General features: G+C 71.9%; 9 protein-coding genes. 5 read left to right on the top strand and 4 right to left on the bottom strand.

Translation table 11 applies throughout. The features are described 5' to 3' along the window. Positions 1-38 precede the first annotated feature (38 nt). The 3 genes from F7R91_RS09255 to F7R91_RS44020 all read right to left on the bottom strand — a co-directional run bounded on the left by F7R91_RS09255 (position 39) and on the right by F7R91_RS44020 (position 2,696). Positions 39-815, bottom strand: a complete 777-nt coding sequence (locus F7R91_RS09255) for a GNAT family N-acetyltransferase (RefSeq protein ID WP_150946448.1) — start codon at positions 813-815, stop codon at positions 39-41. 114 nt (positions 816-929) lie between these two features. Further along, positions 930-1,784, bottom strand: a complete 855-nt coding sequence (locus F7R91_RS09260; protein WP_150946450.1) for a GNAT family N-acetyltransferase — start codon at positions 1,782-1,784, stop codon at positions 930-932. A 237-nt stretch (positions 1,785-2,021) separates the two neighbouring features. Continuing rightward, positions 2,022-2,696: a chaplin gene (locus F7R91_RS44020; RefSeq protein WP_150946452.1), complete on the bottom strand. Its 675-nt coding sequence runs from the start codon at positions 2,694-2,696 to the stop codon at positions 2,022-2,024. Positions 2,697-2,930: 234 nt separating this feature from the next. Between F7R91_RS44020 and F7R91_RS09270 the strand changes: the two genes are divergently transcribed. The 4 genes from F7R91_RS09270 to F7R91_RS09285 all read left to right on the top strand — a co-directional run bounded on the left by F7R91_RS09270 (position 2,931) and on the right by F7R91_RS09285 (position 8,693). After that, positions 2,931-4,520: an alpha/beta hydrolase gene (locus tag F7R91_RS09270; protein WP_150946454.1), complete on the top strand. Its 1,590-nt coding sequence runs from the start codon at positions 2,931-2,933 to the stop codon at positions 4,518-4,520. A 264-nt stretch (positions 4,521-4,784) separates the two neighbouring features. Next, entirely contained in the window at positions 4,785-5,882 is a 1,098-nt protein-coding gene (locus F7R91_RS09275) for a baeRF3 domain-containing protein (RefSeq protein ID WP_150946456.1), read from the top strand. A 78-nt stretch (positions 5,883-5,960) separates the two neighbouring features. Continuing rightward, a complete protein-coding gene (locus tag F7R91_RS09280; RefSeq protein ID WP_150946457.1) occupies positions 5,961-6,998 on the top strand; it encodes a Gfo/Idh/MocA family protein in 1,038 nt (345 codons plus the stop codon). A gap of 264 nt (positions 6,999-7,262) precedes the next feature. After that, complete coding sequence (locus F7R91_RS09285) at positions 7,263-8,693, top strand: PP2C family protein-serine/threonine phosphatase (RefSeq protein ID WP_150946459.1); 1,431 nt, start codon at positions 7,263-7,265, stop codon at positions 8,691-8,693. A gap of 72 nt (positions 8,694-8,765) precedes the next feature. Here F7R91_RS09285 and F7R91_RS09290 read toward each other — a convergent pair whose 3' ends face one another. Next, on the bottom strand, positions 8,766-10,253 hold the full coding sequence (locus tag F7R91_RS09290) for a DNA-binding protein NsdB (protein ID WP_150946461.1): 1,488 nt from the start codon (positions 10,251-10,253) through the stop codon (positions 8,766-8,768). A 243-nt stretch (positions 10,254-10,496) separates the two neighbouring features. Between F7R91_RS09290 and F7R91_RS09295 the strand changes: the two genes are divergently transcribed. Continuing rightward, the gene (locus F7R91_RS09295) at positions 10,497-11,639 is read left to right on the top strand and encodes an aminoglycoside phosphotransferase family protein (protein ID WP_150946463.1); all 1,143 of its coding nucleotides are present in this window, start codon (positions 10,497-10,499) and stop codon (positions 11,637-11,639) included. The last annotated feature ends 162 nt before the right edge of the window (positions 11,640-11,801 follow it).

Raw genomic sequence — 11,801 nt, forward strand, 5'->3', positions numbered from 1 at the left:
ATGACAGCCCGGCAGGGACGAGCCGGGTCCGCGTCGCGTTACGGAACGTACACGTACGGTGTCGTCACCGTCAGCGGCTGGAAGCCGAGGCGCTCCAGGATGGCGCGGCTCTCGGGCACGGCGTCGACCTGGAGGTAGCGGTAGCCGCGTGCGACGGCGACCTGGGCCCGGTGGGCGACGAGCGCGCGGTAGATGCCGCGGCCGCGCCACTCCTCGACGGTCCCGCCGCCCCACAGCCCGGCGAACCGTGTGCCGGGCACGAGTTCCATCCGGGCCGCGCTCACCGCCACGTCCCCGGCCAGCGCGACCGCGGCGACGACGGTGTCCGGGTCGGCCTGGAGATGGGCGAGCAGCTGGCGCCGCAGTCGCGCGCTGCTCGTCCCGAAGGCCTTCTCGTGCACATCCGCCACGCGATCGATGCCGGTGGGGTCGTCGACGGCCACGATGCGGATGCCCTCCGGCGGCTCGGCGTCCAGGTTCAGGTCGGCCACCTCGCCGATCATGAGCGTCTCCTCGGGCCGGGGCGTGAAGCCGGCGGCCCTGAGCCGCTGTCCGAGGTCGACCGGGAGGTCGTGCCCGTACAGCTTCCACTCGAACTCGCGGCCGAGACCGGAGTAGTACGCGATCTGCTCCGCGATCGCCGCGTCCGCGCCCGCCGCGTCGACATCGGACCAGACGACGCCGTTCCAGCCGTTCTCGTCGGAGACCTGGCGGACCACGTTCCCGGCCCTCTCGACGCGGGCGCCGGGTCCGTCCGGCTGGGCGCCTTCGCGCATGTCACGGTCGAACAGGGCAAGTATCGCGACATGATCCATGTGACCACTCCAGCATCACGCTCCGCTCGCGGCAAGGGCTTTCACGGTCACAACGCCCTCGTCGGGGGCGTCCCGGCGCCGCCGTTGCGGGCCCTGCCGGGTGGATGCGCATCACTAGCCCAGTTCGAGCGTCGTCACCCCGAAGACACGCTCCCGGGCATACGGCCGTACCGGGCCCGTGTACATACGCGCCGTCTCGAAGGACGGAGTGAAGCCGGCCTCCTCCGCGAGGGCGATGCCCGCCGTGTTCGTCTCGGGGACGTCCACGGCGACCTCGGTGCCGGCCGCCTCGGCGGTCAGCGCGGTGAACACGGCTCGCGCGTCGTCGGCGCTGTCCGCGAACAGCGGGCCGATGCGCAGGCAATCGCGGCCGGGCCGGATCACTCCGTAGCCGGTCACACGGTCTCCGGTGCGGCGGACGACCGCACGATGCCCGGCTTCGGTCAGCCAGCGTGCGAGGAAGCGCGGGCGGTCGGCGGGGAAGCATGCCCTGTCGTACACGTTCAGGTCCGCGAGGTCGGCCTGCCGCACGGCGCGGACGCCCGTGGGCGGCTCGGCCACGGGGGCGGTTCCGGTGCAGCGGACGGTGCGGTGGGCGAACGCGAAGCCGGAGCGGCGGTAGTTGTCCTGCTGGGCGACCACACCGTCGAGGCCGATCGTGCGGCTTCCGGCGTGGGCCAGCGCGGTCTTCCACGTGGTGAGGCCGTGGCCGCGGCCGCGCAGGTCGGGCCGTACGAGGTAGCAGCCGAGGAAGGCGTAGTCGCTGCCGTAGTTGACGACGGAGATCGCCGACACCGGCTCGCCGTCGATCCGGCCGAGGAAGAAGCCCTCGGGGTCCTGCGCGAAGAACGCCGTCCCGTCCGAGAGCCCCGGGTTCCATCCCTCGTCCCCGGCCCACCCGCTGATCACCGGCCAGTCGTCGGGGCCGGCCTGGGTGACGACGAGGTCTTCGAGGGCGGGAGGGGTCATCGGCGCGCTCCATTCCGTGGGGTGTCGGGGCAGCGGTGGTCGGCCGCTTCCGCAGCATCCTTGCGGATCTTCGGGAGTGCGTCACGGTGCGATCAAGCCGTTGGCGGTCACGGGCCGGCTCCGGGACGGGACGGGGGATGGGCCTCACCGGTCACTCCCCGGTGAGGCCGCCCTCTCCTCTATTCGGCGGCCTGCCCACTGCGGGTTTCTGTGGCTTACCGCTGCGGGCGCGCGCCGTCAGCGCACCGGCCGCGGCCGGGAGCGCCGGTAGACGGTGGCCCCGCCCAGGATCAGTGCCGCGCTCCCGATGAGGGCGGGCACGATCTGGTCCGCTCCCGTGTGGGCGAGGGAGTCCGTGCTCAGGGCCGGGGTGTGCGGGGCGTGCGGTACCGGATGGGTCCGGGTCCGTGCGACCGGCCTCGGAGTCTGCTGCACGGGCCGGTTCCCGGAGGTGTTGACGGACTCGTTGCCGACGGCGCCGCTGCCGACGCCCACCACATCCACCGTGTTGCCGCTGACGTTCACCGGGACGTGCAGGGGAAGCTGCACCACGTTGCCGGAGCCCACACCCGGGGATTGCTGCCCGCCGCCCTGGGCGACCGCCCCGCCGGACGCCGTACCCCCGGAGGCCGTGCCCGTGCCGGCGCCGCCGTCGTCTGCGTTGACGCAACTGTTGTCCGCGACGGGGTTGAGGAGCCCCACCACGTTCATGGTGTTCCCGCACACGTTCACCGGGACGTGCACCGGGACCTGGACGGTGTTGCCGGAGATCAGCCCGGGCGAGCCGGCCGCGGCGCCATCGGCCCCGGCACCACCGTCGGCCGCAACGGCGGCGGACACCGGCGTGGTCGCGGCCATCGCGCCCGAGGCGGCGACGACGGCGATCACACCGATTCGGGTAACCCGTCTCATAGGTTCCCTGCCTTCCAGACATGGTCGCGGGCGCTCGCCCGCACCGGGTAGAACGCGGGTGAACCATCCGGGTTATGGCTCCTCCGCCTTTCACCCCATCGAGCGGCCCGGTTTCGAACGGGCGGCGCGGCGTTCCCGCGCCCCCGCTCGTCCGGAGGCGAGGCCCACAGGGGCCGCCTATCGTGAGCGAGGGGCGCCGATGACGATCCGCGACGGGCGCTCCTGGAGGCATGGATGCTGGCCAAGCTGTCGCCGCGGCCCGCGCTCCGGCACTGCGCGCTCGCCGGAGCGATCGGGCTGGCCCTGCTGGGCGCGGGGCTGCCGGCGACGGTCGCGGACGATGCCGAACCCGATCTGTCCCGGTTCTATCGCCAGAAGATCAGCTGGTCACGATGCGAGGGCACGGACATGCCCAAGGATCTCCAGTGCGGCAAGATCACCGTCCCCCTCGACTACGCGCGGCCCCGGGCAGGCACCCTCGATCTGGCGCTCGCCCGCTACCGGGCGACCACGGAGCCCAAGGGTTCGGTGCTGCTCAACTTCGGCGGCCCGGGCGGCCCGGGCGTCCCCCAACTGGCCTTCGGCGGCAAGGAGTTCATGGAGCTCACCAACGCCTATGACGTGGTGACCTTCGACCCCCGCGGCGTCGGCAGGTCCTCGCCGGTCAGCTGCGGCGACGGCGTCAACGCGGCCCCGGACGCGACGGACGACAGCACGGACCTCGAAACCAGCACGAGGGCCGTACTGGAGCGGTTGAAGACCGCGGCCGCCCTGTGCGCCGAGCACTCGGGGCCGGTCCTGCCCCACATAGGCACCGTCAACGCCTCGCGCGACCTCGACGTCCTGCGCGACGCGCTCGGCGACAAGAAGCTCAACTACCTCGGATTCTCCTACGGAACCCGGCTCGGCGCGGTCTACGCGGCCCAGTTCCCCACGAAGGTCGGCCGGTTGGTGCTCGACGGGGTGGACACACTGACCGAGCCGCTCACCGAGCAGGGCGTGGCGGGTGCCGCCGGACAGCAGACGGCGCTGGACGGCTTCGTCGACTGGTGCGTGGGGGACATCGCCTGTCCGTTCGGGCAGGACGCGCGCACGGCACGTGAGCAGGTCGCACAGCTCGTCGCATCGCTCGACGAGAACCCCCTGCCGACGGACCTCGGCCAGAACTTCACCGGACAGGACCTGGTGGCCGCCATGAGCCAGGGGCTCTACAGCACCGAGTTGTGGCCCACGCTGAAGCGCGCGCTGGCCTCCCTCGTCGAGGACGGCGACCCGACGGACATCCTCGCGTTCTCCATCAACGGCGCGGTCCTGCGCGCCGCCGACGGGCGCGACGGCGACGGCGGCGGCCTCACCGACGAGGAGGACGTCCCGATGGACAATCTGCCGGCGGCCATGATGGCGATCAACTGCGCGGACGACCCCGACCGCCCGACCGCCGACCGGATCACCAGGAATCTGGGCCGGCTGCGCGCCGCGTACGAACGGGCGTCACCGATCTTCGGCCGGTACCGGCTCAACGAGGTGCTGATGTGCTACGGCCGGCCCAGGGGCACCGACTTCATCCGGGACGAGGTCAAGGACGTGTCGGGACCGAACATGCTGCTCGTGGGCACCCGCGGCGACCCGGCGACGCCGTACCGCTGGACCGAGGAGACCGCCGACCGGCTCGGTGACGCGGCCGTGGTGCTCGACAACAAGGGCGAGGGCCACACCGGTTACACGTCCTCCAGGTGCGTCCACAAGACCGTGAACGCGTTCCTGCTCCACGGCTCGTTGCCGCCCGACGGCAGTTCCTGCGGGCCGGAGGAGGACGAAGAGTGAGATCACTGCCGGTGTACAGACGCTCGTCGGGCGGAAACGGTCCGATCCTGACAGAGCCGGCCGGCCCGCCCGCTCCGCGTCCGGCTGGTGGCGTTCGGTGACGGCGCGACCACCCTCGAAGTCGACACCGCTGCGGCCAGGACCCGGCGTGAGCCGGTGCCCGGGACATCGTGCGGCATGAACAGGATTGGTCATGAATTCGCCGGAAAGTCAGACCGAATTACCCCAAGTGCCTGATCGGTGAAACGGTCCTATGGTGCTGTTATGGAGCACGCACTCAGTCCCGCGACCCTCGCCGAGCTGCGCCGCCCGCGTCCCTACCCCGCGGTGTCCGTTCTGACGCCGACCCATCGACGCGAGCCCTACAACACCCAGGATCCGGTCCGGCTGCGCAATGTGGTGGCCGAGGCGAAGAAGCAGCTGGAGGCCGATCCCGCGGTTCCCAGAGAGCGGCGCATCGACGTCTCGCGCCACCTCGACAAGGCCATGGCCGAGGTCGACCTGGCGCATACCGAGGAAGGCCTGGTCATCTTCGCCGCGCCGGGTGAGCACCAGGTGTGGTCCCTGGCCAGGACCGTGCCCGAACGCGTGGTGCTCTCGGACACCTTCCTGACCCGCAACCTGGTCTCCGCTCACGCCGCCGAGCGCCCGTTCTGGGTGCTCTCGGTCTCCGCCGACCGCGTCACCCTGTGGAACGGCGGCCCGGACCGGGTCACCGAGGACCACACGGGCGGCTTCCCGATGACCAACGACCGGGAGAACTTCGACGCCGAGCGCCAGGAGCAGATCGGCGACTTCCCCAGCACCTACCGCGACGAGGACACCCGTCACTTCCTGCGCGACGCCGACACCGCACTGAGCAGGATCCTGCGCAACGACCCCAGGCCGGTGTACCTGACCGGTGAGGCGGCGGCGCTGTCCGCGATCGCCGAGGTCGGCACCGTCACCAGGGACGCGGTGCAGGTTCCGCACGGCGGTCTCTCCCACGGGACGCCCGAGGCCGTGTGGCAGGCGGTCCGGCCGGTGATCGCCGCCGAGGCCCGCAAGCGCACCGACGCCGTGGCACGGGAACTCGAATCGGCCCGCGGACGCAAGTCGTTCGCGGCCGGTGTGGACGAGGTCTGGAAGAGCGCCCAGGAGGGCCGCGTCCGGCTCCTGGCCGTCGAGGAGAACTACCGGGTGCCGGTCCGCGACAACAACGGCGACCATCTGGTCCCGGCCGTGAGCGGCGACCTCGACGCCCGCGAGGACATCGTCGACGAGATCGTCGAGCAGTGCCTGGAGACCGGCGCCGAGGTCCGCTTCGTACCGGACGGTGTGCTGCGCGACGCGCGCAGGATCGCGGGGGTGCTGCGCTACTGAGACGCGGCCCGCTCCCTGGCCCCGCTCCCTCGTCGGTCTACGCTTCGCCGGGACAGCCGTCGGGGAGGGAGTGCACACGTGGGTGACCTGCTGGGCGTGGCCGTGCTGGGTGCGGGCCACATGGGGGCCGACCATGTACGTCGTCTCGATCAGGTGGTGAGCGGAGCCAGGGTCGCCGCCGTGGGCGATCCCGAGGCCGCCCGTGCCGAGGACGCGGTGGCCGGGCTGGACGGGGTCTCGCTGCACACGGAGATGGAGGCGGCGCTCGACGCGCCCGGTGTCGAGGCGGTACTGATCGCCTCGCCCGGTCCCGCCCACGAGGAGGCGCTGCTCGCGGCCTTCGCCCGCGGTCTTCCGGTGCTGTGCGAGAAGCCCATGGCGCCCGACTCCATGGGAGCGCTGCGGGTGATGGAGGCGGAGGTGCGGCTCGGTCGGCGGCTGGCACAGATCGGGTTCATGCGCCGCTACGACGCCGAGTACCGGCAGCTGAAGGCCCTGCTGGACAGTGGCCGGCTGGGACGCCCGCTGATGCTGCACTGCACCCATCGCAACGTCTCCTCCCCGCCGGACTTCACCTCCGAGATGCTGATCAACAGTTCGGTCTCGCACGAGATCGACGCGGCCCGCTGGCTGCTGGGGCAGGAGCTGACCGCGGTCACCGTGCTGCGCCCGCGCGCCTCGGCCGGTGCGCCCGAAGGTCTCCTGGACCCGCAGTTCGTGCTCTTCGAGACCGAGCAGGCCGCACTGGTCGATGTGGAGGTCTTCGTCAACTGCGGCTTCGGCTACGAGGTGCGCTGCGAGGCGGTCTGCGAGGCGGGCAGCGCCCGGATCGGCGAGCAGCACACGATGCTCGTCACCACACGGGGCACGGCCGGCGAGGAGGTGCCCCAGGACTATCTCGTACGGTTCGCGGACGCCTACGACCGGGAGGTGCAGGCGTGGGTCGACGCCACCCGGCAGGGCCGGGTCACCGGCCCCGGCGCCTGGGACGGCTACGCGGCCTCCGTGGTGGCCGAGGCCGGGGTCGCGGCGCTGGAGAGCGGTGCCCGCACGGCCGTCACGCTCGCCCCGCGCCCGGAGCTGTACGGCCCGGCCGGCCTGTGCCATGCTCGCTAGCACACAGCGGCGTCGAACACTCGATTGAGCTCCGGGTCGGCCACCCTTCGATCCGTCAAGTCCTGTACGTCGTATACGACTTGATGCACCCGACGACGTACACCGAACGCTCGGCGCGACCGATCCGTGAAGACTGTGGCATATGCCAGAAGCACCACCGTATCGTGTGTTGCCAAATCCCTTACAGGGAGTCGCGGGCTGTGCAACAGTCGTAACGGCCCTTCCGCCGGCCTTGGCCGTACCGTCCCCGCATCGGAGTGCGTCATGCCACCCCATCTCTCTGCGGACCGCCCCGCCGCCCAGCCGCCCGGCCGTGGCCCGGTCGACGCGCTCATCTCGCAGGCGCGGCGGCTCAAGGGCGAGGTGGACGCCGTACGGCGGGACGCGCAGAGCGACGGTCCGGACCCGCAGGAGCGATGGCAGCGCGCGCTGTGCGATCTGGCACTGCACCAACTCAACGACCTCGACGAGCACTTGGCACAACTGCGGGACGGCCCGCCCCCCGTGCCCACGGCCCCCGAGGCCCTGCCCCCCGCCGAGGCCGAACCGCCCGCACCCCACGGCGGCTCGCTGCTCAGCCGGGTGGGCAGCGCGGAGTGGAACCTGCTGACGGACGAGGCCGGCTGGTCCGGCGAGCTCTACCGGATCCTGGGCCGCGCCCCCGGCACTCCCCCGCTCACCCTCGACGAACTGCCGACCGTGGTGTTCGAGGAGGACCGGCCGAAGCTGACGGCGATGGTCACGGACTGTCTCGTCGACGCCAGACCCATCGACGGTGAGTTCCGGGTGGTACGGCCGGACGGCCAGGTGCGGACCGTGCACATGATGGGCGAGCCCGTGCTCGACGCCGACGGCAGTACGGCCTCCATGTGGGCCGTGCTGCGGGACGTCAGCGAACTGCGCCGCAGCCAGCGGGTGGTGAGCGAGACCCGTGACTCGCTGCAGTGCCACCGGCAGCGCGCGCAGACCGAGCACCGGCTCGCGGTCGAGCTGCAGGAAGCCGTGCTGCCACCCTGGCGCGGCTCCCTGCGGCTCCCGCACCGGGGTCCGAAGACGCTGGACCTGGCGGCCCACTATCTGCCGTCGTCCACGAGCGCGCTGATCGGCGGCGACTGGTACGACGCGCTCGAACTGTCCGACGGCGAGACCCTGTTGAGCGTCGGCGACCTCACCGGACACGGGGTCGCCGTGGCCTCCGGCATGGCGACGCTCCTGGGCGCCGTGCGGGGTATGGCGATGGCGGGCACCCAGCCCGGACAACTGATGGGCTGGCTCAACCAGTTACTCGACGCCACCGTGCAGCCGGCCCTCGGCAGCGCCGTCTGCTGCCGCTACCGGCCGGGAACCCGCACGCTGGTGTGGGCGCAGGCCGGACACCCCGCCCCGCTGCTGTTCCGCAAGGGGACGGGGCGCAGGCTGCACGCCCCGGCCGGCGTCCTGCTGGGCGCCACCACGGGTGCCGCCTATGAGCAGGCCGAAGAAACCCTCCAGCCGGGCGACCTGCTGCTGCTGCACACCGATGGGCTGGTGTCCGGGCACAGCGGTACCGAGGCCGTGGACCGTCTCCTCGACCTGGCACCCCGCCTCGGCGAGGCGCGCACAGCGCAGGACTGCGTACGGGCGGTCGTGGAGGAGTGCGGCGAGGCCGACCGTCAGGACGACGCGTGCGTGCTCGTCGCCAGGGTCGCCTCGTAAAGAGACTCGTCAAGCAACCCGTGAGCGACAGATACGAGCCAGGGGTGATCCCTCAGGGGAAGGACACCCCGGCTATGCCTGTGCGGTGCTGCCGCCCTTCGCCTTCGGCAGCGCCAGCCTGATCTCCTCCCGCAGCTCGTTGATCCTCGGGTAGTTCGCGTATTCGGCGGTGAGCCGGTACATCTGGCGCAGCCGGTCCCAGGTGCGGTGGGAGGAGTTGGACCCCATCGACACGAGGGCCAGCCGGGCGTAACGGTCCGCCTGCTCGGGATCGTCGGCGATGAAGCAGGCCGAGGCCATCGACAGGAAGTCGAAGATCTTCGACCGCTGCCGCCCGTCGATCCGCAGCGCCAGGGCCTTCTCCGCATAGTGCTGGGCATGCGCGGCCGCGCCGGCCTCGTGCTCCGCCAGCGTGCGGTAGGCCAGGGCCTGCATGCCGTACAGATCCTCCTCCTTGAAGGTCTGCATCCAGCTCGGCGGCGGCACGTCACCCCGGTCGGAGACGAAGAGATCCTCCGCCTGACCGAGGGTGCGGCGCATCGCCTGGCCCTTGCCCATGGAGGCCTGCGCCCAGGCCTCGATGGTGAACAGCATCGCCCGGGTGCGCGGCAGCACCTCGGCGCCGGAGCCGGACTGGGCGAGCTTCATCAGGTCGAGTGCGTCGTCGGGCCGGCCCAGGTGCACCATCTGGCGAGCCGCCCGGGAGAGCGCCTCCCCGGCGCGGGGCCGGTCGCCGCCCTCACGGGCCGCGTGCGCGGCGATGACGAAGTACTTCTGGGCCGTGGGCTCCAGGCCGACGTCGTGCGACATCCAGCCCGCGAGGACGGCGAGGTTGGCGGCGACGCCCCACAGGCGCCGCTGGAGATGGTCGGGGTGACGGTAGGCGAGCATGCCGCCCACCTCGTTGAGCTGGCCCACCACGGCCTTGCGCTGCAGCCCGCCGCCGCGGGCCGCGTCCCAGGCTCGGAACACCTCGACCGAGCGCTCCAGTTCCTCGATCTCCTGCGACCCGATGGGGGCTGCCTCATAGCGGTCGAACCCAGCGGGGTCGGCGTGCAGGGGATCGTCGACGGCGGGAGCGTCGGCCTTCAGGGTGGGATCGGTGAGCAGCCAGTCGTGCATGGCGCTGCTGAGTGCGGATCCTGCGGTGAGCGCGACGCCCGCGCCCACCAAGCCGCGTCGGTTGAGCATGAGGTCCATTCCCGTGAATTCGGTGAGGACCGCGGCAGTCCGTTCGGGCGCCCACGGCACACCGTCGGGATGCTCCGCATTCCCGCCGCCCTGCCGTTTCCCCGTACGCCCGTGCCGGACCAGACCGAGGTCCTCGATGGTCACGACACGGCCGAGACGCTCGGTGAACAGGGCCGCCAGTACCCGCGGCACCGGATCGCGCGGGATCTCTCCCATGTCGATCCAACGCCGCACCCGGGAGGTGTCGGTCGCCAGCTGGGGGTGGCCCATGGCCCCCGCCTGCTTGTTGACCAGCCTCGCGAGTTCGCCCTTGGACCAGCCGGCCAGGCCGAACAGGTCCGACAGGCGGGTGTTGGGTTGTCCGCTCACGTCAAGCCCCCAGGTTCTCGGCTGAGTTGACAGTAGCCCGGTGCAGGTTGCCGGGCGACTATTCGCCAGGGTTCGCCAGGGTGCGCCAGATGGTGTGCCACTGCACATCGGGTGTCAGGTAGGAACGCGCCACCCCGACCCGGTCGCCACGCATATGACAGGCACATTCCCCAGGATGTGTCCGGGCGGCCGGGACGGGCAGCGCGATGACGTCGCAGGCACAGGAAGGGATCTGTATCGCCCATGTACGCAGCCTCGTCCTCCGTGTCCGCCCCGCCCCGGCCGCTGCACGCCCGCCCGGGCGGCAGCGGCCCCTACCTCGACCCCGCACGTCCGGCGGCCGCCCCCCTGATCGGTGCGCCCCGGACGCGGCGTGTGCCGGGGCCCGGCACCCCACCGCTCAGCGGGAGACTCGACTTGTCCGGCCCTCAGGGCGCCCAGCTGCGTACGGCGATCGCCTCGGTGCACCGCATCTGCCCGGAGTTCGCTCCGGTACAGGTGCTGCGCCGCAGCGGCCGTTCCGTGCTCCTGGTCGGGACGACGGGACGCAGCACGGCCGTCGCCAAGTGTTTATTGGACCAGTCCTCCGTGTGGTCGGATCGGATCCGCCACGAGATAGCGGCATACCGCTCGTTCGTCCGGCACCGCCCGCCCGTGCGGGTGCCCCGGCTGATCGCGGCGGATCCCGACAACTGCACCCTCGTGATCGAGCGCATGCCCGGGCGGGTAGCGGCACTGCACCGGCACCCGGCGGAGGCCCCGCCGCGTGCGGACATCCGGGCGGCACTCGGCGCGATCTGCCGGCTGAACGCCTGGCGGCCCCCGGCGGGCACCTTCGACGCCCCGCTGGACTACGCGGCCCGCATCTCCCGCTACCACGAGCTGGGCCTGCTCACCGACCGGGACATGGGTGACCTGCAGAAGCTGCTGCACGGCATCGCCCAGTCGGCGGGCAGGCAGGGCATGGGCCAGTTCTGCCACGGCGACGCGCTGCTGTCCAACATCCTGCTCTCGCCGGCCGGTCCCGTACTGGTGGACTGGGAGCACGCGGGCTGGTACCTGCCGGGCTACGACCTGGCGACGCTCTGGTCGGTCCTCGGGGACGCCCCGGTGGCACGCCGTCAGATCAGCCAGATCGCGCAGTCGGCCGGCCCGGCCTCGCGTGATGCGTTCCTGGTGAACCTGATGCTCGTCCTGACCCGTGAGATCCGGACCTACGAGACGGCCGTGCAGCGTTCGATGCACGACACGACCCCGGCGGCACCGGGAGTGGCCCATCCCGGTGCTGCGCCGTCCGGCGAGGAGCAGCGGCTGCTGCTGCGGCGGCTGCACGACGACTGCCAGTTGGCCCGCCGGGCCGTACGTGCGGCGGTCGGCACTCGCTGACGGGGGCGACGGTCCGCGGTGCAACCGTGAAGGCGGTGCACCGCGGACCTTCGTGTGTCCGGGCGCCGTGGCGTCCGGACGTGGCGGCCGGCCTGGCGCGTGGCGCGTCAGGCGCGCATTGGGCCATTGGTGTGGGCCACTGACGCCTCGCAGGCCGGAAAG

Source organism: Streptomyces luteolifulvus, assembly GCF_008806595.1.
In the GTDB taxonomy this organism is placed as follows: Bacteria; Actinomycetota; Actinomycetes; order Streptomycetales; family Streptomycetaceae; genus Streptomyces; species Streptomyces luteolifulvus.